The 24,671-nt window shown below is 45.9% G+C and carries 21 protein-coding genes, 2 tRNA genes, 1 pseudogene and 1 CRISPR repeat array; of the genes and pseudogenes, 4 read left to right on the top strand and 20 right to left on the bottom strand.

The features are described 5' to 3' along the window. Window positions 1-876 (top strand): Cof-type HAD-IIB family hydrolase, encoded by an 876-nt coding sequence (locus tag MLD56_RS06780; protein ID WP_029516346.1) that lies wholly within the window; start codon window positions 1-3, stop codon window positions 874-876. Between the two features lie 179 nt (window positions 877-1,055). Here the strand turns inward: MLD56_RS06780 and MLD56_RS06775 are convergent. The 3 genes from MLD56_RS06775 to MLD56_RS06765 all read right to left on the bottom strand — a co-directional run bounded on the left by MLD56_RS06775 (window position 1,056) and on the right by MLD56_RS06765 (window position 1,790). Then, window positions 1,056-1,144: transfer RNA gene (locus tag MLD56_RS06775), tRNA-Ser, on the bottom strand. 1 nt (window position 1,145) lies between these two features. Next, a tRNA-Asn gene (locus MLD56_RS06770) sits at window positions 1,146-1,221 on the bottom strand. A gap of 44 nt (window positions 1,222-1,265) precedes the next feature. Then, complete coding sequence (locus MLD56_RS06765; protein ID WP_029516345.1) at window positions 1,266-1,790, bottom strand: SprT family protein; 525 nt, start codon at window positions 1,788-1,790, stop codon at window positions 1,266-1,268. A 144-nt stretch (window positions 1,791-1,934) separates the two neighbouring features. Here MLD56_RS06765 and cmpA point away from each other — a divergent pair, with 144 nt between their 5' ends. Beyond that, the gene (cmpA, locus tag MLD56_RS06760; RefSeq protein ID WP_007429337.1) at window positions 1,935-2,069 is read left to right on the top strand and encodes a cortex morphogenetic protein CmpA; all 135 of its coding nucleotides are present in this window, start codon (window positions 1,935-1,937) and stop codon (window positions 2,067-2,069) included. Between the two features lie 104 nt (window positions 2,070-2,173). Here cmpA and MLD56_RS06755 read toward each other — a convergent pair whose 3' ends face one another. The 6 genes and pseudogenes from MLD56_RS06755 to MLD56_RS06730 all read right to left on the bottom strand — a co-directional run bounded on the left by MLD56_RS06755 (window position 2,174) and on the right by MLD56_RS06730 (window position 8,991). After that, entirely contained in the window at window positions 2,174-4,396 is a 2,223-nt protein-coding gene (locus MLD56_RS06755) for a Tex family protein (RefSeq protein ID WP_029516344.1), read from the bottom strand. 179 nt (window positions 4,397-4,575) lie between these two features. Further along, a complete protein-coding gene (locus tag MLD56_RS06750) occupies window positions 4,576-4,926 on the bottom strand; it encodes a type II toxin-antitoxin system PemK/MazF family toxin (protein WP_007429335.1) in 351 nt (116 codons plus the stop codon). A gap of 6 nt (window positions 4,927-4,932) precedes the next feature. Next, on the bottom strand, window positions 4,933-5,214 hold the full coding sequence (locus MLD56_RS06745; protein WP_007429334.1) for a CopG family ribbon-helix-helix protein: 282 nt from the start codon (window positions 5,212-5,214) through the stop codon (window positions 4,933-4,935). Window positions 5,215-5,505: 291 nt separating this feature from the next. Further along, a complete protein-coding gene (gene alr / locus MLD56_RS06740; RefSeq protein ID WP_029516343.1) occupies window positions 5,506-6,702 on the bottom strand; it encodes an alanine racemase in 1,197 nt (398 codons plus the stop codon). Window positions 6,703-6,971: 269 nt separating this feature from the next. Then, window positions 6,972-8,249, bottom strand: coding sequence for an outer membrane lipoprotein-sorting protein (locus tag MLD56_RS06735; protein ID WP_029516342.1), 1,278 nt, complete (start codon window positions 8,247-8,249; stop codon window positions 6,972-6,974). A gap of 110 nt (window positions 8,250-8,359) precedes the next feature. Beyond that, window positions 8,360-8,991, bottom strand: a pseudogene (locus tag MLD56_RS06730) (LysE family translocator). Window positions 8,992-9,225: 234 nt separating this feature from the next. Between MLD56_RS06730 and MLD56_RS06725 the strand changes: the two are divergent. Then, entirely contained in the window at window positions 9,226-10,218 is a 993-nt protein-coding gene (locus MLD56_RS06725; RefSeq protein ID WP_029516341.1) for an ABC transporter substrate-binding protein, read from the top strand. A 108-nt stretch (window positions 10,219-10,326) separates the two neighbouring features. Continuing rightward, window positions 10,327-12,057, top strand: a complete 1,731-nt coding sequence (locus MLD56_RS06720) for an ABC transporter substrate-binding protein (protein ID WP_029516340.1) — start codon at window positions 10,327-10,329, stop codon at window positions 12,055-12,057. Window positions 12,058-12,080: 23 nt separating this feature from the next. Here MLD56_RS06720 and MLD56_RS06715 read toward each other — a convergent pair whose 3' ends face one another. From MLD56_RS06715 to MLD56_RS06670, 11 genes are all read right to left on the bottom strand, one after another. Next, window positions 12,081-13,712: a formate--tetrahydrofolate ligase gene (locus MLD56_RS06715; RefSeq protein ID WP_029516339.1), complete on the bottom strand. Its 1,632-nt coding sequence runs from the start codon at window positions 13,710-13,712 to the stop codon at window positions 12,081-12,083. A 212-nt stretch (window positions 13,713-13,924) separates the two neighbouring features. Continuing rightward, window positions 13,925-14,233: a hypothetical protein gene (locus MLD56_RS06710; protein ID WP_029516338.1), complete on the bottom strand. Its 309-nt coding sequence runs from the start codon at window positions 14,231-14,233 to the stop codon at window positions 13,925-13,927. Between the two features lie 98 nt (window positions 14,234-14,331). Next, entirely contained in the window at window positions 14,332-14,835 is a 504-nt protein-coding gene (locus MLD56_RS06705) for a DUF6933 domain-containing protein (RefSeq protein ID WP_029516337.1), read from the bottom strand. A 283-nt stretch (window positions 14,836-15,118) separates the two neighbouring features. Beyond that, window positions 15,119-16,006: direct repeats of the CRISPR family, unit length 30 nt; unit sequence ATTTCAATACATCCCATGTTGTGGTTAAAG. 175 nt (window positions 16,007-16,181) lie between these two features. Further along, entirely contained in the window at window positions 16,182-16,463 is a 282-nt protein-coding gene (gene cas2 / locus MLD56_RS06700) for a CRISPR-associated endonuclease Cas2 (protein ID WP_007429325.1), read from the bottom strand. A 5-nt stretch (window positions 16,464-16,468) separates the two neighbouring features. Then, the gene (gene cas1b, locus MLD56_RS06695) at window positions 16,469-17,482 is read right to left on the bottom strand and encodes a type I-B CRISPR-associated endonuclease Cas1b (protein WP_029516336.1); all 1,014 of its coding nucleotides are present in this window, start codon (window positions 17,480-17,482) and stop codon (window positions 16,469-16,471) included. Between the two features lie 18 nt (window positions 17,483-17,500). After that, entirely contained in the window at window positions 17,501-17,794 is a 294-nt protein-coding gene (locus MLD56_RS25980; protein ID WP_275041134.1) for a Dna2/Cas4 domain-containing protein, read from the bottom strand. A 4-nt stretch (window positions 17,795-17,798) separates the two neighbouring features. Beyond that, window positions 17,799-17,990 (bottom strand): Dna2/Cas4 domain-containing protein, encoded by a 192-nt coding sequence (locus MLD56_RS25975; RefSeq protein WP_275041133.1) that lies wholly within the window; start codon window positions 17,988-17,990, stop codon window positions 17,799-17,801. After that, window positions 17,987-20,848 carry a CRISPR-associated helicase Cas3' gene (gene cas3, locus MLD56_RS06685; RefSeq protein WP_239645159.1) on the bottom strand — a complete coding sequence of 954 codons (2,862 nt, stop codon included), beginning with the start codon at window positions 20,846-20,848 and terminating at the stop codon, window positions 17,987-17,989. Before cas3 ends, MLD56_RS25975 begins: the two co-directional genes overlap by 4 nt. Then, window positions 20,823-21,623: a type I-B CRISPR-associated protein Cas5b gene (gene cas5b, locus MLD56_RS06680; RefSeq protein WP_029516334.1), complete on the bottom strand. Its 801-nt coding sequence runs from the start codon at window positions 21,621-21,623 to the stop codon at window positions 20,823-20,825. The genes cas3 and cas5b overlap by 26 nt, the downstream gene beginning before the upstream one ends. Before the next feature lie 34 nt (window positions 21,624-21,657). Continuing rightward, window positions 21,658-22,662, bottom strand: coding sequence for a type I CRISPR-associated protein Cas7 (locus tag MLD56_RS06675; RefSeq protein WP_029516333.1), 1,005 nt, complete (start codon window positions 22,660-22,662; stop codon window positions 21,658-21,660). After that, window positions 22,646-24,670 carry a hypothetical protein gene (locus MLD56_RS06670; RefSeq protein WP_029516332.1) on the bottom strand — a complete coding sequence of 675 codons (2,025 nt, stop codon included), beginning with the start codon at window positions 24,668-24,670 and terminating at the stop codon, window positions 22,646-22,648. The genes MLD56_RS06675 and MLD56_RS06670 overlap by 17 nt, the downstream gene beginning before the upstream one ends. Window position 24,671 lies beyond the last annotated feature (1 nt).

Genomic DNA, 24,671 nt, shown 5'->3' with positions numbered 1-24,671 from the left:
ATGAAACTGTTTGCGATTGATATGGATGGAACACTGCTGAACGAGGAAGGAAAAATAAGCAAAGTGAACGCGGAGGCTATACGCCAAGCACAAAAGCAAGGCGTTCAGGTGACAATTGCCACTGGTAGAGCCGCTTATGACGCCTGGACAAAGCTAGAGGAAGCAGAACTTATAACTCCCGTCATTGGAGCAAACGGCGCAACCGTACACGATGTGCATCGTCGTCAGTTAACCTCTACTCCTATGGGCCGCAGTGAAACGTTTGAAGTGCTGAGCTGGCTGCACGATAACGACTTTTACTATGAGGTCATGACAGACCGCGCTATTTATTCTCCACAAAACGGACATCAGCTACTTGCTGTTGAAATGGATCGATTGCTGAGCGCCAACCCGGATATTTCGCTGGATACATTATTACACGCAGCCGAAAAACAATATGAACAGACCGGACATACCCGCATCGCTTCATATGAGGACATTCCACTGGATGTAGAGATTTATAACGTGCTCTGTTTCTCCTTTGATCAAGCCAAATTGGATCGGGGCCGTGAGCGTTACCAAAGTTTTCAGGGCCTGAACATGGTCATCTCTTCAGACCGTAACTTTGAAGTCGAGCATAAGGACGCGTCTAAAGGTAATGCATTGCGTTATCTGGCGAATCATCTGAGCATTCCCATGCAGGAAGCTGTAGCGATTGGGGACAGTTACAACGATATCTCCATGCTGACAATGGCAGGAAGAGGCATTGCCATGGGCAATGCAAAAGACGACATTAAGGCCGTCTGCTCCGAAGTGACTCTGACTAATACGGAAGATGGCGTCGCTCATGCTCTGTTGAACATACTTAAGACAGTTGAGGCTGACACTGTGAAATAGAAGTCATTGGCTGCTTACAAGACAGGTTGACGTCGCTTCATGGCGTACGCAGCACGTTCGTCTCTCCACTTAAACGAATTTCAGTCCACCGTTATTTTCAAAGCAGATCTAGACAAAAAGGACGCTCGCAAGCATCATTACAATGCATACGAGCGTCCTTTTTCTACTTAAAATACCAACGGAGAGAGAGGGATTCGAACCCTCGCACCGCTTTCGCAGCCTAACCCCTTAGCAGAGGGTCCCCTTATAGCCACTTGGGTACCTCTCCATGGCTCCCCGAACAGGACTCGAACCTGTGACAACTCGATTAACAGTCGAGTGCTCTACCAACTGAGCTATCAGGGAACATTACTGTAAATTATCTTACAGTATGGTTAATTTACCATGATTCAGGGGGTGCCGTCAAGTGCCAACAGGCGAAGCTTACCTCCACATTTCCCACAGCGATATCGCTGAGGATTCATCTTACGCTTGCGCATATACTCCTGTTTACAGGAAACGCATACTAGCTTGTAACGATAAGGCTGAGGCTTACGTTCCGTTCTTCCCGGCAGAGTCTGACAATGCCTGCTTCCTCCTACACGGGCCAACCATGCTTTGAAGTCAGCATCTCGATGCTGATAGCCCATCCCGCGCAAATGTAAATGATAATGGCACAGCTCATGCTTAATAATTTTCTCCACCTCAGAACGTCCGTAAGCTGCGAGTTGATGTGGATTAATTTCAATATGATGACTTTTCATAAAATACCTACCGCCTGTGGAAGACAGACGTACATTAAAGGTGGCTTGATGTCGAAACGGCACACCGAAGCTCTCCAGCGAAATGCGCTCTACCCATTCTTGAAGCTCTTCATTACTCATAGAATGGCTCATTGAATGGTTCATTGAATTGTTCAGGGACTTGGACTCCATCCTTACGGTCTCTCCTCCTTTACTCCTTACTGACAAGCATATTATAAAATAACGACCGAAGTCTAACCCCCAATTCATAAGCACACTTTAGGTACCCACCCCATATGCTAAGCATACAGATGTAACGCAGAGGAGGAGATCGGCTTGCCTCAATGGCTCAGCAATCAGCTCATGCGGGCCTTTTACAAAAAGGACCGGCGCCAAATTAAACTGTTGAACGATTGTTGGTTTTTTTATCATAAAGCACCTGGCGTGGAGTTCGATGCCAACAACGGGTAAAAGCTAAAGGCATCCAAAATGAAAGCCGGAATCTCCGATGCAGTTCGGAGATTCCGGCTTTTGTTAACCCTTCACAAGAAGGTTGCACAGTTTTATTTAAAGTATTATGCCTGCGATTGCGCCTCTGCAGGAGGTTTCATCGTCAGACCAACCCTGCCTTTTTTCAAATCAACATTTAACACCCACACCGTTACGTTATCACCGACAGATACGACATCCATCGGATGCTTTACGAAGCCACTGCGCAGCTGTGAAATATGAACCAACCCGTCACTTTTAATACCGATATCGACAAACGCGCCAAAATCAATGACATTGCGGACGGTTCCCTGAAGCTCCATACCCGGTGCCAGATCCTCGATCTTCAGCACATCCTTGCGGAATACAGGTAACGGCAGCTCGTCACGCGGGTCACGGCCCGGACGCTGGAGACTGTCCAGAATATCCTTCAGTGTCGGCACGCCGACTTCCAGCTTCGCAGCTAGTTCGTCAATGTTGGACACGTTCAGTGCTTCCGTTGCAGCCTTGGTGCCTAGATCGTGGGCATTGATGGCCAGTTCCGCCAACAGGCGGTCTACGACAGCATAGGATTCAGGGTGAATCGGTGTGCGATCCAGCGGATTTTCTCCACCCGGTATACGGATAAAGCCAACAGATTGCTCGTAGGTTTTTGCACCAAGACGCGGCACCTTCTGCAACTGACGACGGTTGCTGAATTTACCGTTTTCCTCACGGTACTTAACGATGTTTTTGGCAATCGTCGCATTGATCCCTGCTACATAGGATAACAGCGCAGAAGAAGCCGTGTTCACATCTACACCGACATGGTTAACGGCTGATTCGACAACGTCCTTTAAGCTTTCATCCAGATGTTTCTGCGACACATCATGCTGGTATTGGCCTACACCAATAGCCTTCGGCTCAATCTTGACCAGCTCAGCCAGCGGGTCCTGCACACGACGTGCGATGGAAGCCGCACTGCGCTCGGCCACGTCTAAATCGGGAAATTCCTCCTGTGCCAGCTTGGAGGCAGAGTATACGCTTGCGCCCGCCTCATTGACGATCAGATACGCTAGACTGCTGTCACCAATGTCCGCGATGACTTCCGCTACGAATTGCTCTGTCTCGCGCGAAGCGGTTCCGTTACCAATGACAATCAATTCGATCCCGTATTGGGCAATCAGCTGCTTGAACTTTTCAGCAGCCTCGCGCTTCTTGTTGTTCGGTGGTGTCGGATACGTCACAGCCACTTCGAGCAGCTTGCCGGTGTCATCGACAACCGCCAGCTTGCAGCCTGTCCGATAGGCCGGATCGACACCGAGCACACGTCGGCCCTTGATCGGAGCCTGTAGCAACAGGCTGCGCAAGTTGCCTGCAAAAATGGAGATCGCCTGCTGCTCGCCCTTCTCCGTCATTTCAGCGCGCACTTCACGCTCGATAGACGGCGCGATAAGTCTTTTATACGCATCCTCAATGACACTGCGCAGCAGATCTTGCACGACAGACGATCCTTTAATCACTTGGCCTGCCATGTAATTGTAAATAGAATCTGGCACTACCTCCAGACCAACCTTAAGAATGCCTTCCCGCTCCCCGCGATTAATCGCCAGAATACGGTGAGGTGGCATTTTCTTAGCGAGTTCACGATAGCTGTAGTAGTTCTCATACACGGATTCTTGCTCTGCGTCCTTCGCTTCGGAGGTCAGCATACCATGGTCCAGCGTATATCGGCGTACCCATTGGCGAATAGCCGCATCATCCGCTATATTTTCAGCTAAAATGTCCAAGGCTCCTTGGATGGCCGCCTCGGCGCTGTCCACTCCAAGTTCCGCATTTACATAAGACTCGGCTTCTTTCAGAGCATCGCCCTGCTTCGGCTGGCTCCAGATCCAGATGGACAGCGGCTCCAGTCCCCGTTCCTTTGCTACACTGGCGCGGGTTTTGCGCTTTTGCCGATACGGACGGTACAGATCCTCCACTTCCTGAAGTTTAACCGCAGAGGTGATAGCCGCCTGCAGGTCTTCCGTCAGCTTGCCCTGCTCATCAATAATGCGGATGACCTCTACCTTACGATCCTCCAGATTACGCAAATACACTACACGATCTTCAATTTCACGTAGCTGATTTTCATCCAGCTCTCCTGTCATTTCCTTACGATAACGCGCGATAAAAGGAATTGTATTCCCTTCATCCAACAAACTGATCGTTGTCCGGATTTGCTTGAGTGCCAGCGACAGCTCTCTCGCCACTTGTTTGACAATCCGCTCTTGGCGTTCTGCTTCGTTCGGCTCCTGCCGGATTTCCGTCTTCGTTTCCTCGTTAGACAAACCTATCCCTTCTTCCTCACAACTCTTGTCATACAGCATGTCTTTCATTATCACAAAAAATGATTCAAAGCGCCAGCAGGTGCCGTTAGAGCAAGCCCTACCTGCATTTTTCATCAGACACGCAAAAGGACAGCGCCCAAGCGCTGCCCTTTTCCCGTTTCACTCGTCGTTCCATCACGCTAAAAATCAATCAAACCGAGACTGATTTGTAGCGAATCGCTCACTTTGCGCATAGTTTCTTCATCTAAGTGGGTGATTTTGTCGGTAAGCCTTTGCTTGTCGATCGTCCGAATTTGCTCCAGAAGAACAACAGAATCACGATCAAAGCCATGCGTCGCCGCGTCGATTTCCACGTGTGTAGGCAGCTTTGCCTTCTGAATCTGAGCGGTGATAGCTGCCACGATCACGGTAGGACTAAACCGATTGCCGATATCATTTTGAATGATCAGCACAGGTCTGACGCCACCTTGCTCGGAACCGACTACGGGTGAAAGGTCTGCAAAAAAAACGTCGCCGCGCTTTACGATCAATATGGATTACACCCCGCTAACTGTACGGCCCAAGGTGCTGTTTGCATCTTCCTCCGCGTGAAAGGCTTCGGATGCCATGGTCAAGTTAATTTTAGCCATTTCCATGTATCCACGCTGCATAGCTTCACGAATGTAACGTTTTTTACGTTCGCCTACATACAGCTTCATGGCCTGCCTGATAAATTCACTGCGGTTGGAATTTTCCATAGCTACGATCCCGTCCACTTCCTGTAAGAGATGATCTGGCAAACTGATCATTATTCTTTTGGTGTTCTGCAAATTGGCCAACTTCTCTTCCACCCCCAAAACCTTGTCGCCATTGTACCATTATAACGTTATTCCCGGTAATTTATTCAAACGGAATACAAGAATGTATATGATATTCGTATATCATCTATGCTGCATTCCATTATAAACTACGCAGTTCGTTTTCGTACAGGCGTTTGATCCCCGAAATACAAGTGTCAGCGGAGCCTGATGCGTCTTTTGACAGTTATAGCGCTCTTTTCTTTCCTTTATACATATTTCGGGACGTTCTGCGAAAACTCCTGCTTTTATTCGGTAATTTGCGTTATGAAATTAATTCCAGTGGGTTGGAAGAAGCGAGTTCACTCGAATAACAGGAACATGGCCTCGTGTGTATACACGCGGTACCCTGTCTGCGATCATGCAGATCACCTCATAGTGGATCGTACCAAGCTTGGATGCCAGCTCATCCGCCGCGATAGTTTCGCCGGACTGCTGACCGATGAGAACAACCTCTTCGCCGGTTTGGATTTCTTCCGCATCTTCTGCGAAAGATTGTAAGGATACCATACACTGGTCCATGCAAATCGTGCCGAGTACCGGGACGCGACGACCGCGTATCAACACTTCGATCTTCCCACTCAGCATGCGGGAGTATCCATCCGCATAGCCGATTGGCAGTGTACCGATCCGTTCTTCACTGGAAGTCACATACCGGGTGCCATAGCTAACTCCCCAGCCGGGAGGAAGCGTCTTGGTATAAACCACCGCCGTCTTCAATGACAATACAGGCAGCAGTTCAATGGCTTGCCGGTTAACCTCATCAGACGGATACAGACCGTATATACTGATACCAATCCGCACCATATTGGGGGAAAGAGAAGGGGTATCAATGGTAGCGGCGCTATTAGCCGTATGTATAATGGGAATGGTGATACCTTGTTCCCTTAGCGCTTCCGCCACGCCCCGAAGCCGATCATATTGTAGCAGTGTATAGCTTTTGTCTTCTTCATCCGCGCGGGCAAAATGGGTGTACATGCCTTCCAGCAGCACCTGCTCTAATTCGTGAGCCTGCCGGACAAAAGCCATAGCCTCTTCTCCAGGCAGCAAACCCAGTCTTCCCATGCCGCTGTCTATTTTGATGTGCACCTTCAGCTTGCGTTCATTTCCTTGGCAGTCCAGTCTGCGGATACCCTCCAGCACTTCTTCACTGAACACAGTCAATGAGATATCATGCTCCCAAGCCGTTTGTACAGCTTCCGGTGGGGTATAGCCGAGTACAAGAATCGGTAGCTGAACCCCCGCATGACGAAGCTCCAACGCTTCATCCAGAAAAGCGACGCTCAAATAATCCGCACCAAGGCGTTCCAATTCCTTTGAAATTTCCACGGCACCGTGTCCGTAGGCATTCGCCTTGACACAGACCAGTATCAGCTTATCCGCTGGCAATGCCTTACGAAAAGCTTCATAGTTGGCGCCAAGGTGATCCAGGTTGATTTCGGCCCGGGTCGATCTGTATTGTGCTTGCAAATCCAGTCACCTTCTTCAATTGTTAGCCTGTAACATAACCTTTTACCATTCGGAGTGTGGCAAAAGTGCTTGCTTCCAAAGGTTAATGGTAATGTTCAAAAACGTGGCTGTCAATGGCAGGGGGGCTTTACCAGCCTCCTCTACCATCTCTACAATAGAACAGGATATACAAGCGATGCACATCTTAGACTGCGAATGAACAAAAGACGGATACGGGCGGCAGCAGAGCATTTTTACACTCTAGACCGTCTGCATCCGTCTATAAAATTTTATTTACCCGATTGATCCTGTATAGAAGCGGCAATTTGTATCATTTCGCTCACAGGCAGGTCAGCACTGGTGATTCTGAACTCGATTCCGTCATTCATCCAGGTCATCGTCTGCTGTTCGCTTCCGGTCAGCACGGCAAAGCTCCCTCCAATATCAACCAGTTCGCCTGCGGCTAGTGCGACCGCCCGATCTTTTGGACGTGCCTCCACAATGGTATAATTATATGTTCCACTATACCGCAGCATCACGGCATGTGTACCATTATCCTCCAGCTCCGGCGTATCCTTGATCTGTACTCCGGCTGGCGTGTAGGACGGTTCGATCAAGCCGAACTCACCCATCACAGCTTCTGCCGCATCCGTTCCCGCTGACGTTCCGTTTGCGGCATCCGATGTGCCCGGGGTTTGTTGCTGCGCCTCTGCGTTGGCTGCTTTGTCCAGTTTGGACGTATCGTTTGTGGCAGTACCGTCCACCTTGGCTTCTCCTGACGGTTGCTGGACTGCATCCCCTGCTGTCCCCTGCTCTTGTCCGGGTTCGCCAGTCGTCACGCCAGTCGTCCCATCCATCGCACCGGAAGGATCAAGCTGACCGCTGGGATCTACTGCTCCGGAAGATGGCGCCCCTGCGCTACCTGTACTCGTCTTACCTGAAGCCATATTCCGCTCCATATCAAAAGAGTCCTTGTCAAACTTCGTATCAAAAGCAAATTGATCGAATTTCAGATCAACAACTACCTTGGCATTCGCATCAGACACCTGTACCTGAGTGGGTGCATAGTCATTTTTGGACAGCCATATCTTTTGTCTCACCAACGCATGGCTGTTGTAATTCGCTGCCACATCAAACACATAGGATTTATCGTCGGTAGCCAACTGACGGGAGGCATCGCCGATAATGCTGCGAACCAACGTTTCATATAAATATACTTGACCCTGATTGTTTGGCCAGTCGCTTTTGAAACGGAAGCTTTTGTTCAGGCTGGGTGTTAGTACAAATACACCCTCATCATTACGAAGCACAATTTGCGTAACATCCTTTTTCTCGTTCGTCATGGCAATTCGGTAATAGGACGGCTTGCGGTAGGAAATATCCACCTTGTATTCCTGCGGCGTGTCGCCGGTATGCAGCGTCATCAAAGCTGTACCGTGGTAGCTGTTCAGGTCGCTCACCACGTCACTCAAATCTTTAACCACATCGTCCGCGCTCTTCTTGCCGCACCCGGCCAGCAGCAGCGTTACACACATGACCATGGCGAGCATCCATGAAATCCGGCGCATGTCATCAACCCCTTCAGCACATGTTTTAAATGAATTAGTACATGTCTATGAAGGACTTGTTCGATTTATGCAGACTGGCATGACAAGCTTGAACGTATCCTTACGTAATGCTATAAAATCTTTTGGAGAGTGATCATAAATTCATACAGAAAATAAATCGAAAAACCGACCAAAACCACGCCTGCACCGATCGTAACCCACTTGATAGCGGTTCGATTCATGGCTTTCCGTGTTGTGGCTACGAGGGTCATCAAGCCTAAATCATGGATAAGAATACCAAACAAAATACCTAAGCCAACAATCAAGAATTGACTTGTATTTGACCGATCAAATGAGCTTGCCAGCACAGTTCCAAAAACACTCACCCAGAACACTAAATTTCCTGGTGAAACAGCTACAAGCAGCCCATTTTTATAGGAAGAAAATAATGATTTCGTCTTTTTCTCTCCTTCTAGCGCAATATCATGATCTGCATTTTTAATGCTGTCGTACCCCACGTAGCACAAAAAAAGGGCTCCAACGAACCACATAATCACTTGTACCACAGGTAATGACAAGACTGAGGCCAGACCAAAATACAAGCCAGTAATTAATAACAAATCGATGGTCATCCCCCAAGGCCCACAATCCAACCATGCATGAATCCATTCTTTAGCCCTTGCTTCGTCATTTCAACCGTAATTGTACCTACAGGTAGTGATATAGAGAAACCTAGTAAAACATATGTAATAAACAATGCCATTTCAAAACCCCTTTCAAATGTATAAAAATGCTATTCTATACCATAAAAAATGACAAATCAATAAATTTTGAAGAATGAGATGAGCTAAGAACACATGGGACTTATTTTGTACAAAATCGGATTCATTGACCAAGTTTGTCCATTGAGTATTGAGGGTTCAGCGCTTATCATAGCTTTTGTGATAATAATTCTCATTTGCAAAATTCTGAATCATTCTATTATACGGAGGTTGCTATGACCAACAAGAGCTCGATAATCAACAAAAAATCTACTCGACCATACACTGCTCTCATCTGCCTATTCTTTCTTATGGGGGCATTGCTGCTGGGATGCGGCGCATCTGACAATCAGAGTGCAAGCAGCAACACGACAGCATCTACAAAAACATCGGAAGCTGCCACAACTCGTGAATACACAGACTATAAGGGACATACAGTGAATATTCCCACGACTCCTCGGCGCATTGCTTACTTTGGAGAAAACTATGGGGATTTATTGGTTTTAGGCGTACAAGCTGTAGGTACATCAACTTCTATGATTGAAGGCAAGGTTTACGAAAAGCAGGTTCAGAACGTGGCTGATCTGGGGTTCCCGATTAATTTGGAAAAAGCCTTGGAACTACAGCCTGACCTGATCATTACCGCCGATACAGATGAAAAGCAATACGCAGCGTTAACAAAAATTGCACCTACAATTATGTTCGATACCTTTGCTCCGTTAAACGAACGTTTGCTGCATCTCGGAGACATTGTGAACAAGAAAAAGGACGCTGAAGATTGGCTTGCCCAATATAAAATAAAGGAAGCGGAGATGTGGACCAAACTTCACGCAGAAGGTGTTAAGGCGGGGGAAACTGCTTCAGTCTTTACCTACTATCCAGGTGACCGTTTATTCGCAATGGGACGGACAGGACTGTCACAATTACTGTATGAAAAGAATGGTTTCAAACCTACCCCTCCTATCCAGAAAGCACTGGATGAAGACAAAGGATTTGTACAAATATCTCAGGAAGTGATCGGACAATACGCTGGAGATCGGATTTTCATACTAAGAACACCAAGTTCAGAAGCCGAACAATCCACCGAACAGTTAATGAAAAGCAAGCTGTGGCTCCAGCTCCCTGCTGTCAAACAGGGTCGTGTGTACACTCAGGATATTGGCAAAACTGAAAGTGATGCTTCCACTCGAGAATGGCTGCTGAAGGAATTGCCCAAGCTCATCAGATAAAATTGGAGAAGCTTATCGACACTTGTTGATAGGCTTCTTTTTTGTTGAACCTAAAGGAGGTATACTCATATATACATGATAACCATTCTCAATAAAAGGAGCAATACTGTGAACCAGTCTTCGTCGTCCGTATATCCTCCTCCGTTCAGCTCACTGCTTTTTCATTTTAAAGAAATTGCGTTGATTGGTGAGCCTACCGATGAATTATTATCACGTCCCAGTTCATATCACTGTCTTCTTATGTTCATCAGTGGGACAGGGATGGTGGACATTGGCCCAGAGCAGTATCTATTCCATACAGGTCATGGGTATTGGCTAGCTCCAGGTGAATCCTATCAAATCGCTCCCCTGAATGGAACTGTACCTGAATACTACAAAATCACGTTTGAGGTCATCGCTTTGACGTCGGAACCACAAGCGGACATGGCCTTGGCTGAACACGCAGCGCGCATGCCGTCCATATATCATGGAGCTGTCCTGCCGGAACCGCGCGAATACATCGTCTCCTCTTCTTCCTCCAAACTTATTCAGTTGATTGAAGAGTTATTTTATAGTACCCAACAAACGGTACAGCCGCATAACCAAACATCCGTATTACGGCAGCAAATCATGTTTCAAGAGTTGTTTTTGCTGTGGCAGGAAGATCACACCGATATTGATCAAAACAATACCTCTAATCCGGCATTGCCAGCATCGGTAGAAGGCACTCTCTCATATATGGAAAACAACTATGAAAAGCCCATTACCGTCAAGCAGCTTGCCGAGCAGGCGAACGTTTCCATATGGCAATACTCGCAAATGTTTCGTAAAATTACAGGCAAAAAGCCGCTGCATTACCTCACTGAGCTGCGCTTGAATCATGCCAAGCGGCTGCTGCTGGATTGCAAACGGCCTTTACGTGAAATAGCCCGTCAGGTTGGTTTCTCTGACGAATATTATTTTAATCGACGGTTTAGGCAAATGACCGGGATTCCCCCTGGCAAGTACGCACTTTCTGTCTCCGGTTCTGTGCGCGTCAAGGATTGGACGGGTCACCATATTCATATTCCACGCCGAGCAAGCCGCATCATCTATCATGGAGAAACGATGGGCGATCTATTGGCATTAGGGACCAAAGCCATCGGTGGAAGTCTGCAACTCAGTGAATACAGCGTCTATAAACATCGTCTTGTGAATGTCGCCGATGTGGGCCTTCCACTGGATACCCGCTTGACCAGCGCTCTTGATCCTGATCTAATTATCATCGCCAATTCGGATGAACAGGAATATGAGCGCATTGCCAGCATCGCCCCCACCGTCACCTTCAACTCCTTCGCCACGCTGGAGGAACGGATGCGTACACTTGGCGCCTGGCTCGGTAAGGAGCGGGAGGCCGAACGCTGGTTGTCTACCTTCAAAGCCCGTAATCTGGCAATGTGGCAGCAGCTCGGTACGCAAATCACAGCCGGAGAAACGGCCTCCGTCTTCATCTTCGATCATGGTGATCGGCTCTTTGTCATGGGTATGTCCGGATTCTCATCGGCCCTCTACCACCCCCAGGGCTTTCAGCCCGTTGAGCCGATCCAAAAGGTGCTCGACGAGGGACACGGCTTCGCGGAAATAGATCCGAACGAATTGCCTGATTACGCCGGGGACCGCATTTTTATGCTTGTCCCGACAGCCCCAGAATCCAAACGTACGCTGGAACGCATGATCAGCAGCCCTCTCTGGCGCAGCCTCCCTGCTGTACGTCAAGGTCGGGTATATTTCGTAGAAGCTGAACGCTGGAACTGGAGCGATGCCATAACCCGACAAAAGCTGCTTACTGCACTGCCCAAACTGCTTGGCACTTCATCCTGAGAAGCTGCCATTTTCTAAAGATACTACATTAGACCTTGAATGCTTCCATCTGCCTCCAGCGACATATGCTCAGCTGCTGGCGATTTGGGCAATCCTGGCATCGTCATAGTATTGCCTGTTTCCACGACCACAAAGCCTGCCCCTGCAGACAAAGCAACGCTGGACACGTGAATGGTAAAGCCTTCCGGTGCACCTAGCAGAGAAGGTTGATCTGAGAAAGAATACGGCGTTTTGGCCATGCATACAGGCAGTTGTCCAAAACCAAGCTGCTCCATACCGGCCAACACCCGTTTGGCCGCAGGAGTGTAAGCTACCTCTGCCGCACCGTAAATCTCCTTCGCAATAACACTAATTTTCGCTTGCAAATCAAGGGTATGCTCATACAATGGTGCAAAATGGGCTTTGTCCTCCTGGAGCAGGTTGAGCAGGCTTTGGGCCAGCTTTTCTCCCCCTTGGCTTCCCTGTGCCCACACCTGTGACAACTCTACGGGTACTCCCAGCTTGAGGCATTCCGAGAAAATCAGTTCCAGCTCGGCTTCGCTATCTGTTACAAAATGGTTGACCGCTACCAGTACTGGCACGCCAAACTTTTGCAAATTCCGTACATGCCGATTCATGTTGGCTAATCCAAGTTGCAATTGCTCCAGATTTTCTGCGTCCAGCTCATTTTTAGCTACACCGCCGTTATATTTCAGCGCTTTGGCGGTTACGACCAACAGAGCCGCATCTGGCTGCAAACCGGATTGACGGCACTTGATGTCAAAAAACTTTTCTGCCCCCAGCTCAGCCCCGAACCCAGCCTCCGTGACAACCACCTCTCCCAGCTTCAGGGCTAGCTTCGTACCGATCAAACTACTGCATCCATGCGCAATATTCGCAAAAGGTCCGCCGTGCACAATAACTGGAGTTCCCTCCAACGTCTGCACCAGATTGGGTTTCAATGCTTCCCGAAGCAGCACAGCCATACCTTCCACCGCATGTAGTTCCTCAGCTGTTACCGTTTCGCCATCTTCGTTATAACCAATCACCATCCGACCCAATCGCACTTTAAGATCGTCCATATCTTCACTTAAACATAATACGGCCATCACTTCTGAAGCCGAGGTAATCAGAAAACCACTTTCTCTCACTGCTCCATTACCTGACCCCAATCCGGTTACAATGTTTCGTAAACTCCGGTCGTTCATATCGACAGCGCGTTTCCACACAATCCGCTCGGGTTTCAACCGCAAAGCATTTCCATGAAATAAGTGGTTATCGATCATCGCTGCCAGCAAATTATGCGCTGCCGAAATCGCGTGAATATCACCTGTAAAATGGAGGTTAATGTCTTCTGCTGGAACAATCTGGGCTTGTCCTCCCCCAGTTGCTCCTCCTTTCATGCCGAAGCAAGGGCCAAGGGACGGCTCACGTAACGCAGCAACGGTTTTATGCCCCAGCGCATTCAGCGCCTGCGACAGTCCAATGGTGGTCAGCGTTTTGCCTTCTCCCGCTGGCGTGGGGTTCATCGCCGTAACCAGCACCAGCTTTCCATTCGGACGATCCTTTAACTGCTCCCACAGGGACGGGTTCAGCTTTGCTTTATATTTTCCATACGTCTCTAGATGTTCTTCTTCAATTCCTGCTTCTTTGGCTATATCAATAATCCTCTTCATCTTTCGTTATGTACCCCCCGTTTTATAAGTCTGACCGATGGTGTCAAACCCTGTATCGTTTTATTTTACCAAAGTGTGCCGCTTATTGCGCTATGATTCATTTCATCGCAAGCGTTGCTATCATGTGAGTTATAAAAAAAGAGCCTCCCCCGCCCGTATGGACTTTGGTGGATGCCCTTTTGATACGTCTCGTTTAACAAACAGCTCTCAAATTAACCTGCAAAGTTAGCAGCGTAATTTTCAGCAATAAATCCCTTAGAAATCAGGATAGATTGGGATTTCTTAGTAGCAGGGCCATAGCCTTGGGACAGCAGATCATTAATATGTAAGCGATTATAAATGAAGCAAAATACAAAATTGGACGCCCCACTCGTAAGGATCGATACCAGAAAAATAATAACAGCCCACTTCCAATCCCCTCTAAACAACGCAGGGAAAAAACCGAAAAAGAGCGTAGTCCATGAAAAACCTACTTTGCGTTCCTTGATCATTCCAGTTTTATTTCTTAATTTAATCTTCATTTACCCCTTACCTCTCTTTATATAGTCTTTTAGAACTATATTAGATTATATAGGACAGAGGGAATAAATGGAACTCATTTCGTAAAATCATAAATTTCTCAAATCCGCTCTAGTTTATAATGCTTTTCCAGCACTTCTTTAAAAACATCAACAGGGTACTTGTATTCAACAGTTTTGAAAACAATCCGGTTATTCCACTGGTTTTTTTCCAGCTCGCACCCATGCTCCATATCCAGTTCCTTCATAATAAATATAATCTCATCTAAGGTTACCAACACACTATGTCTATTCGTCGTAGTTGCCAGCATCTGCTCGCCTTCCTGTGTGTATGCCTTCACGATCTGCTCATCAAACCCTTCGCTGATCATTAATTCCTTCAAGGCTTGTATAAAAAGAGTCGGCAGGTTTTTGTACTGCGATTTTTTAATCCCAAACAGCGTGATGCTTAAGCGGGATATATCATGCATAAACACTATATTTTTTCTTCGATTCAGTAAAAATAAGCTGGCATGCCAACTATTTAAAGGCGGATAAATATCAACTTGAAGTGGTTCAGTCTCCCATTCCTTCAGCAGTTTTTGTGTTCCTCGTATGACAAACATCGTTGCTCTCCTTTATTGACGCTCCTGTACCGCAGCGTGATTCGACATACCTAATCTCTCATAATAAGGCATGCCCCGGATATTATAATACCGTATTCCAAACATCAGATTATAAAATCTTTCAGTATAATATAGGGGCTAGCAGCTGCCAGTAATTTGATCACATCTTCTGTTAGGAGTGGAGATGAAATTACTATAGTGCCTTCAGGTTAAGAGTATTTTGAATACTTCTCTGTTGTGGTTAAAGCTACGTGCTTGAAGGGCATCCGATTCAAGCGAGCACATTTCAATACATCCCATGTTGTGGTTAAAGTTGAGTGTAAAAATCAGGTGCTTGTGAGGGTGATGGAATTTCAATACATCCCATGTTGTGGTTAAAGGTGTTTACTTAAAAGACACTGACACAGGAGAACTTACATTTCAATACATCCCATGTTGTGGTTAAAGATCTTGCCACCGCTGGCACTGTAAGCTTTCAATATCATTTCAATACATCCCATGTTGTGGTTAAAGTTATTATACCGCTTGCCACTCCGAAAATTATTTACATTTCAATACATCCCATGTTGTGGTTAAAGTTCAAAATCTTTGCCTGATATTCGCACCAAATGCGATTTCAATACATCCCATGTTGTGGTTAAAGTCTGGTTGGTCACGTTGGGACTTTTGGCAATACTCATTTCAATACATCCCATGTTGTGGTTAAAGTGATAGGGGATAAATCCATGTTCGTGGCTTATGAAAATTTCAATACATCCCATGTTGTGGTTAAAGTTGCGGCACCGGATTCACCGTTGCTGTTACATCCGACATTTCAATACATCCCATGTTGTGGTTAAAGCGAATCAGTTCGGAGACGAGACGGTATCTAGCATGAATTTCAATACATCCCATGTTGTGGTTAAAGGGCGCGACCGTTCTCCTGGCTGCTACGGTTATGAGGATTTCAATACATCCCATGTTGTGGTTAAAGCGCTGGTCACGGCCCAAAGGCATTGTATTTAAAAGCATTTCAATACATCCCATGTTGTGGTTAAAGCGGTTGCCATCATCGGGGCCATTGGATCAAATGCCGATTTCAATACATCCCATGTTGTGGTTAAAGTAATCCATATGAACGGAAAGACATCACTCCAGAAACATTTCAATACATCCCATGTTGTGGTTAAAGGCTAGTAAAATCAACGTTCTTACAAATGCTATTATGCCTATACTACTACAGCCGCAAGGGTTTCACAAAATTTTCCCAACCGAAGAGGGTTTGTTAAAAACAATTGACAAATCCTTTCAAACCCTTGGCGCTGTAAGGTTAAATGCTTTCCTCCTCTTTAGGGCGGTTGGGAAAATTACAGCAATAAGGACTCCGAATCATTCATGCGGGCACCGATGATTTCCTCGTCGAAAACATAATCACCTGTCATCTTAAAAACGGCAACAAAGTCGTTCCCTTCATCAATAACCTTTTTTAACTCAGCGCGTAGCTGAATTAAATTAGCAGGGGTAATTTCACCTCGAAATACGGATTTCTGAAAATGAACGAGATACTTTTTACATATTTTAAATACCTTACCCACTCGCTTTTCTCCGATGTCATACACCAGAATGACATAGTTATAATTTTTCGCCATATCCTTTACCTCTTTTCCTTTTCCAAAAAGGGAACAAAAGGTATTCCTTCGACGATATGTTTTTTTAACTTGTAAGCATCATATTTAATAGCAGATAAATAGCTGACCTTCCGTTTAAGTGTGCCATGATCGAACACCTGCTTCATCCGATCTTCAAGCGCGGTGATAAATACATCGCGACCCGTCCCATTTAAAATACAGTAATTATAATCCTTTTCAAAATGCTTATTAACCTGTATTCTTCGATTGTTCACCAATTCAAAAATAGTACGGTATACCAATAATGGCTTGAACGGCTCAGACAAATCCAGACTGAGGGAAAATCGTCGATCACTCGGTTCATGCAGGAAACTGATACTCTGGTCCAGATGGGTATGGTAAATTTGCGAAATCGTTTTCGTGTACAAAATGGTATTACCAAAGCTAATTAGTGCATTCAGCGGATTGTCCGGCGGGCGCTTGACCCGCTTATTCATTTTAAAATCTTCAGGCAGGAACGTCTTAAATGTGTCGTAAAACCGTCTCCAAATCTCCCCTTCCACACTCAACAGTCTCGGAATAATCTCCATTTTATCTAACAATCGTGGTACATCTTTTCTCAGCCAGTTCAGATATGGTTTGATCTCCTTGTTGCCATGTTTATAATAGTGATACAGCACTTCATGGATGTTAGCTGCAATGGCACCAATAAAAGTAGCAGCAATAGGTATTCTTCTCTCCAAACAGGCTTTCGCTTGCAAAAGCTTAACCTTACCGCTCACCCTTGCGTCCTTCGGATAAAAGGTTCCTCTAAAATGACCATAGTAATCAAAGAAATGGACTGTTATCCCCGCCATTGACAGAAAAGACAGGAGCTTGCTGTTCAACGTTATCTCATTGAGTAAATATAGCTCCTTCAACCCATGAATCGGCAGGTGTACGATCCCTCTTTCTTCACTCCGAAATGTCAGTGAATTATCTTCACGTCCCAAAGTTCCCGGAGTACGTATATATCTAGTAGATGGCGCTGTTTTGGACATTTTTGTCGTCCTCCTTTCTTATAAAAAGCAGTAGGCAAGATAGGCGCAGCGGGTACATTTTTTGTCACGTATCGCCGGATCGGGCTGCTCCTGCTGTAAATATTGCTCCAACTCAGCCAACAACTGCTCCATCGCCCGTTCTGCCGCTTCATCCAGTTCCAGCTCTATCGTTTTACTAGCCTGTTTGTTGCGCTCGCTGAACTGGATTTTCCCCTTGCGCTCCATCCCTTTTTGCTTAAGTACATACATATAGTACAGCGTCTGCCATTTAGTAGCTTCGACATCGGCGTCAGACTTTTTAATCTCGGTCACATAATCACTGCTTATCCACTTTGATGCCCTCAATAGCGACTTCGCGGTTTTTCTTCCCCTCACTCTGTAGCTCATGCATGACCTTGCCGATCCGCACGTCCTCGCTATCATCTTCAAAACCCATTCCATTGGCAAATAACCAGCATTGTCTACGACAGTGTACATAATAGTTCACCATCGTTCCGGTAATCCTCATAGGAAAAGCCCCTTTTCATCCTCGGTATACTTGGCACGATTAAACTTTTTGGTTCTAGTTAGTTCATCCCATTCCATATATTGCTCACCGTGCTCCACGAAATACAAAGTACCTATACAACGGGTATATAAACCTGGCTTTACTTTCCCCCATTTTGTATACATTTGGGAAACCGGATAAATAAAAGTAAAGTTATTCATTTGAGCACGCACCACGGACAAGCGAATCATTCTTTCGGAATAGTCCATCTCCAACCGCTTGTCTGACAATCTAACAAACTCATCCCACACATCTTGACCGTTCAGCAGAGAAGCGTCTTTCATTGGACAGGTATAGTTCAGGAACAGCGTCACACTTTGATCAGGTATGAGGTCCATATGCTTTTGTACATCTGGAAATTCAAGTTTCTGTACTTTCTGGGTAAAGTCGCCCCAATACTGCTGATTTGGCTTTTCACGAGACTTATTGATTTCATGAATAACATTCTCATAAAATCCACTGAAATCCTTATTTTCAAGCATTTTTTGATACGCTTCTTCTTTAAGATCAAATGCAACACGCAAGTCGTTTTTATATATACCGCTCGCTTGATCACAATCAAAGAAATAAGCCTGGCAGTAGTCACGCAGACAAGAACGATTCAGTCGTCCCAAAAATTGCTCCTCGCTATCCAGCAAAGAAATATCTTTAAAGCCCACATCCATATCAATATCTACCCCGGCTTCAATCACCTGTGTTGCTACAACGATCACATCACTCAAATAAAAGCTCCCATGTTCGTCCTTCCCCAATTTCTGCAACAGCTCTTGGCGATAGGAGAAGCTATCATCCCCGGTAAGCTCATAGACGTCAAAGCCCAAATTCTGCTCTAGCACCAAATTATAAAATTGGCGTGCCGTCTTTTTCTTGATAAACTCGATCAGCACCCTGTTCCCTTGCCCATCCCGCTCTCGCTGCTTGATTACAGATTCAACATGCTCCACTACTTGTTCCGGCTGCATCTTGCCCTGTTTCAACAAATTAAAATCCAGCTTCACGCGCTCTCTAAACAACGAATGGGTAAAATAACGATCCCGGTTCTGCACCAGTGTATAGGTTTGTATTGCTTCCTCATGATCTCGCTGCTCCAGTAACAAATCCAGATTTGGCAAGGTAGCGGACATGATAATAATTTTAATGTTCAGAATATCCGCAAAGGATCGCAGAAAATGAATGGTTTCCTTCCACAATTCATTTCGGTAGCTCTGAATTTCGTCCAGTACAATGACACTATTGCATAAATGGGCAAATGCTAGATTGGCCTCTCGTCCTGTCCCAAATAAATAATTAAAAAAGTTCACGTGAGAAGTCAGTGTCACCGGATATTGCAGCAATTGACGCTCCAACAGCACCCTTTTGAAATCCGTGTTGTCTGGCTCCTTGTTCTTCCCTTCCAAAGCAGCTTCTGCTTCTAGTTCTTCCTCGGTCACCATCGGAGTAATCGAATTAATAACTTCCACCCGATAGTCGTTTACCTGCTCCTTGTGGAAAATCCCATTTAACGTCTGTCTTGTCTGCTCGATCAGAGAGTTGAACGGAAATACATAAATTAACTTGTTCAGTCCCAAGCCGCTATTCAGCAAATGCAGTGCCAAATTTATAGACATGTTGGTTTTACCTGAACCAGTAGGAGCTTCGAGATAAAAAACAGGCTCTTGTAGTCGCTCCAACAGCCGTCTTTCTGTTTCGATAAATAACTCCGCCCGTAGCTGATTCATCTCAGACAAGCCAGAGGCATCAGGATTTTGGCGATAGGACTCAATCCCCTGCACAATTCCCGTCTGACGATAAGCCTCTAGCATGGGCTCCAGTGGTAGACGTTCTCCAAAATAATGCATCTCCGGTACTTGCTGCTCTATATATTGATACGTTGCCCGAAAATCCGATGCGACCATCGTGGAGTACAGTAGCTTGACCAACACATAGAAAGGAAAAGGGCTGTGTATTTTATTATGACGTTTATTGCCTTCCAGACGGATGCACCCAAATACGTTATCGTTCTGTAGCAAGTCCTGCTGATCACGATAATAGCGAATATAATCAGGATTCTCTTTGACCCGGTTATATTGATTTTTTATTTTCAACTCAAATTCGTTTACCTGCCCTCCCATATCTTCATCCATATTTCCCAGGTACGTGTGGTGGCGGGAGATCGTATATGCGAATGAATATAAAAGATGATGCAGGAATGCAAGTACTTTGCGTTTATGCTTCTTACGGTTTGGATACAGCTCTGTTGTATCATGCCATTCCTGCACCTGTCGTAAGTGAATATGCAAGTAAAGCACAGCAGACAGCATGGAATGGTTACTGTCTCCCAACTCAGCGTTCCTTTTAACTTCATTGTTCTTCATTTTGATACGTTGGAAGGCCGGGTTCACCTTGCCAAGATCATGCAAATAAATGGCTTGTCTAAAATAGTACATGATCATTTGCCTTAATGATTCATCCAGCGGTTCTCCATCTATGCCGAGACGATCTAGCGCCCTATGTACAGCAGCTTCCACACCATTATCCCTCATCAGTATCTCAGCATGATGCATGACCAGATCGCTATGTTCCTCCAGCATTTCATCCTGTTGAAGCCCCTCTTCTTTTGCCGTGTGCGCCTTCAGCCTCCCTTTCCCTTCCTCCGTTAGCCAATGTTGTATGGATACATGAATACGCAATTCGTCTTCCCTCTTTTCCTTGGGTACAATTTTAAAAAATCCATATAAAAAACCGGGCGCTCCCCATCCTGACAATGGAGAATACCCGGTGTTGATTCCATCTACGAAAGCGACTGCCCTTTTTTTAGATAAAATACAAGGTGCGGTCATTGTCAGCATCCCGGTATATTTTTTGTAGATCTTCGGCTTTCAGCTCATCTGTATCTATTTCCTGATTAGAAAATACAAGCGGCTCCAGAATGTAACCGTTGTTGGCTGTATTCAGCCCTACGGGGAGATACTCTTGCAAGTAGGATTGCATCTGATCATCTTTCACATATCCTCCCCTATCCACAAGTACATGTGCAGCTCGGAGGGAGTCGATATATTCCGGTTCACTCGCTGGCTCCAACTCAACTAATCGAGCCTTGGATATCGTAGCCGGATGATCATTTTTCCCCAGATAAGGAATGTATTCAGCCTTGGAATGCTGTACATAATCTGCAAGCCGATCAAATACCTCCCGATCTACACCCCCATCATCTGCCACGTAGATCGTCCAGCGTGGACGCTCCAACCATTGCTCTCGCACATTCAGCACACCGCCCTCTTCCTGGCTTGCATAACCGACTGTGTTGTTGAAAATCTGGATTTTTTTTGAAAAATATCCCCGATCCCCGTGCGGCACGATGCTTACCGAAGCATGACGAAACACCTCATAAAATTCAGGGTACGGCATCGCCGGATTATCCTGTTTGGCTTTACCGCCCAACGCCATATTCCGTTCATACTGCTGCGTATAGCCGCCAAGTCCGAGTACTGCACCGAGCAAGCCATATAATGCAACCTTGTGGATATGACTGTATGTAAAATACGCATATACGTTAACATCCGGCTTTTTAAAAAACGCTGTTTCTCCGCTCAACTCAAAGCATAACGCTTGCATGCTTTCTTCCCTCCTTCCCAGATGTAATCATCCTCTAGCCTTGAGGAAGCTCGCTGCGCGTAAAGATGTTAAACGTCCGCAGCCCCGGAAAATCCAGCTCTACACGCGATGCATACGGATTAACGTATAATTCTACTGTTTCAATTTCCTCGTTTACATCGTTCAAAAGCGGTGCAAGGGCCGATAAATCATAAACCGTCTGCTCTCCATCCTTGTCCTTATCTACCTTCACATAAGGGTCCAAATTCGGTAAATACGCCGGGCTCCCCGCTTTAAATTCCACAAATAGGGCAAAGGCATTTTCCGCACCTGATTTACTATTGGTATTTTGCAAAGTAGCCCCGGTCAAAGCTCCCGTTTTGAAGGCCTGATACGCTTCCTCCGTATACCCTTCAAACCCCTCGGCTGCCAGTAGTTCCAGATAGTTATCATAATGCTTCGGATTGACGGAAAAAGGATATATATAATGGGATTCGTCCACCGTTCTTTTTTTACCAATTGAGGTCGCATCATTGTCCTCGCTCTTTTCGTTTGAGTTACGAAACGGTGACAAGATATCCTGTACCTCCAGATTAGACCACTCATATTTATTAAAACCCTGGCCAATTTGCACCGGACCCGCCAAACCAATATTCTGATCCTTCACTGCGAATGTCGCACCAAAATTCATTACATCTACACACTGAAACAGCTTGTTCAGCACTTCACGTGAATTTTTGGAGACCTCTTCACCAAAGAGATACTCATAGCGTTCTGCGAGATTACGAGGCTGGAGCTTCTCTTCTTTCCCTTTGTCTGCATCCTTTGCCTTGTCCGTTTTTTTGTCCTTGCCGCTACTCACTTTATACGAACGAATATACAGTACCTTCTGTCCTTCCTCTGCCCATAAGCGTTTGATGCTATATTTTAACGCCTTGTCGCTACCAAAAATGCCGCCTGTGCTGGTCGTCTTCGGCTGTCCGCTAAAGTCCGCATTCCAGTTAGCCATCCGGCTCACAATCCCGATCAGTCCCACCACACGATTAGTTTTCTTCGCCATATCCGTTCTCCCCTTCGCTGTTTGGTTTCTCTCTCTCGCCTTTCTTCCAGAACCAATTGTCTGAAAATAGCCCCGCTAAGAACATCTCCCTTGCATCTTCATGCTGGAATTCTTTGTCCGGCTGGTATCCATACACTTGGCCTAAAGCCCAATTTAATTTAGTGTGATGTAATCGCATTTTGTGACGATGCAAATGATACGCTTCTTCGATCCGTTTTTTGAGCTGTGCACTGCGCTTTGCCATGAAAAAAGTTCCAAGCAAATCCCCCTTTTTCTGCTGGGCTTCGGACTGACTTTTCAAATAGAAGGCAAGCTGCCCTGCCAAATAATAAAACTCATCATCCGTCTCTACATAGACTGGGTCTGTATTTTCCTTTGGTTTTCGCTTTTCTAGCGTTTCCAGTTTGTCTTTCAGTCCATTAGACACTGCAATCAGGCGATTTCCCATAGCTGTGTATTCCTCCCCTTCCAAATAAGCCATTAGCGAAAGTCTTACATTCATCGCATCGGCCAACCCACGTAGATCCAATCTAGACTTCTCTTGTCCTGCTGGCTCTACTCGTAATAGCTGTTCCTCTATGAGTCGAAGCGTTACGCGTGCAAATTGAGAGCGGATCGTGGCGGCCGTTCCTTTGAAAATCCAGTCATAAAAGCCCTTTTTGCTCTGCATAAACAACGCGACCATCACACTCGTAAAATCCTTTTCTCTCGCTTTCGGTTCATCTTGAAGAAAATCACCGTTCATCCGTCCGCGAAAAAAGCGTTTGCTAATTTCCTTTTGCAGTTGCTCCACATTTTCCAGAGAGCCGTAATCCTTCACAAACGCTTCGCCATCGTTATTTTTGGTCATCACACCCAATACATTCTTGAGTCGGATATTGACATGAACTTTTTTGGAGAAAGGTACATTTTCAAAGTCTTGCACCTCGTTATCCTTACCCTCCATGTAAACCAAAAAATAGCCTTCTGCTATCTTCTCAGAATTCTTGGAAAAATCCGTATGATAACCGAATTTGTTCATTCGAAACTTGGGCTGAGAAAGGAGCCATTCAGACGCTTCCTTTACCAGCAATGCTTCCTCTAGAGATAAACGAATGGGCGCTCCGACACGCATCGTTTTATGCTCTAAATACGGCTTCTTGCTGTTCATGCTCATATTAAAACCGGGAAGACCTGTCAAAGCTCCGTCTACCATTTGGTTATAGTCATTACTATTAAAGATTTTTGGGATGGTATATAGCAAATATTCATAGCCATACATTTCGTCCCATGAGTAAAAGCTGGAAGATTCGTTAGATGGGTGATCCATTGATGAGTGAAGTGGAGTAGGTTCTGAGGTGAAAAAGATTTTAACGTAATTCTTAAAAGGAATGGTTCGGATATGTTCAATGAGAGCCGACAGGTTTGTAGCGTACCATTGCTCAATCTGTGCAATATGTGTTCGGCGCTCCTCACTTACGAGATATTCCAGTGCAGGTGCATAATCCGTATCAGAGAAAAATTGCTGCGTAGGACTGGTGAAGATAGTCTCGGTGCTGCTTTTCTTACTGGCTTTCTTGCTGCTAGTCTTCTTGGCACCTATCAACTCATCCCACTTTTTCTGCACCTCAGATGCCTGAGTCTTGTCCAGAAAACGGGCAAGATGCGTGCTCATCCCGGTGGTTCCAGCTGCCAGTGGCTCGGCTAAAAATACATCCCTTTTTGCATATAGGGTGTACGGGTTATTAGAATGAAGCTGTTTGCCGGGATCTACAGCTTTGTTCATAGAGATCAGAGAACTCACATAATCTTTTTGTTGGAACCATTCAAAAAGTCCCTTGCGTGATAGATCGGGTTCTTCTTTGGTAATAATCATATGCTCGCTATCAAACACGCTGACCTGTTCATTCCAGCTTTGATCTAGTCGCAGTCGAATATACAGCCCTTCCTTGGGTTGGTGTCTTAGAAATGTGATGTTGGGAAAATCATTCTTCGCCAATAGATAGCTGTTCGTCAAATCCTTCAGCATA

Source organism: Paenibacillus peoriae (assembly GCF_022531965.1).
Lineage (GTDB): Bacteria > Bacillota > Bacilli > Paenibacillales > Paenibacillaceae > Paenibacillus > Paenibacillus polymyxa_D.
This window is presented reverse-complemented; position numbering and strand designations above follow the sequence as displayed.

Bases quoted from the DNA above. Each gene is read 5' to 3' on its own strand.
- MLD56_RS06780 (WP_029516346.1), top strand. From the start codon at position 1: ATGAAACTGTTTGCGATTGATATGGATGGAACACTGCTGAACGAGGAA.
- MLD56_RS06765 (WP_029516345.1), bottom strand. From the start codon at position 1,790: ATGGAGTCCAAGTCCCTGAACAATTCAATGAACCATTCAATGAGCCAT.
- MLD56_RS06735 (WP_029516342.1), bottom strand. From the start codon at position 8,249: ATGCGCCGGATTTCATGGATGCTCGCCATGGTCATGTGTGTAACGCTG.
- MLD56_RS06725 (WP_029516341.1), top strand. From the start codon at position 9,226: ATGACCAACAAGAGCTCGATAATCAACAAAAAATCTACTCGACCATAC.
- MLD56_RS06715 (WP_029516339.1), bottom strand. From the start codon at position 13,712: ATGAAGAGGATTATTGATATAGCCAAAGAAGCAGGAATTGAAGAAGAA.
- MLD56_RS06710 (WP_029516338.1), bottom strand. From the start codon at position 14,233: ATGAAGATTAAATTAAGAAATAAAACTGGAATGATCAAGGAACGCAAA.
- MLD56_RS06705 (WP_029516337.1), bottom strand. From the start codon at position 14,835: ATGTTTGTCATACGAGGAACACAAAAACTGCTGAAGGAATGGGAGACT.
- cas2 (WP_007429325.1), bottom strand. From the start codon at position 16,463: ATGGCGAAAAATTATAACTATGTCATTCTGGTGTATGACATCGGAGAA.
- cas1b (WP_029516336.1), bottom strand. From the start codon at position 17,482: ATGTCCAAAACAGCGCCATCTACTAGATATATACGTACTCCGGGAACT.
- MLD56_RS25975 (WP_275041133.1), bottom strand. From the start codon at position 17,990: ATGAGGATTACCGGAACGATGGTGAACTATTATGTACACTGTCGTAGA.
- cas3 (WP_239645159.1), bottom strand. From the start codon at position 20,848: ATGACCGCACCTTGTATTTTATCTAAAAAAAGGGCAGTCGCTTTCGTA.
- cas5b (WP_029516334.1), bottom strand. From the start codon at position 21,623: ATGCAAGCGTTATGCTTTGAGTTGAGCGGAGAAACAGCGTTTTTTAAA.
- MLD56_RS06675 (WP_029516333.1), bottom strand. From the start codon at position 22,662: ATGGCGAAGAAAACTAATCGTGTGGTGGGACTGATCGGGATTGTGAGC.
- MLD56_RS06670 (WP_029516332.1), bottom strand. From the start codon at position 24,670: ATGCTGAAGGATTTGACGAACAGCTATCTATTGGCGAAGAATGATTTT.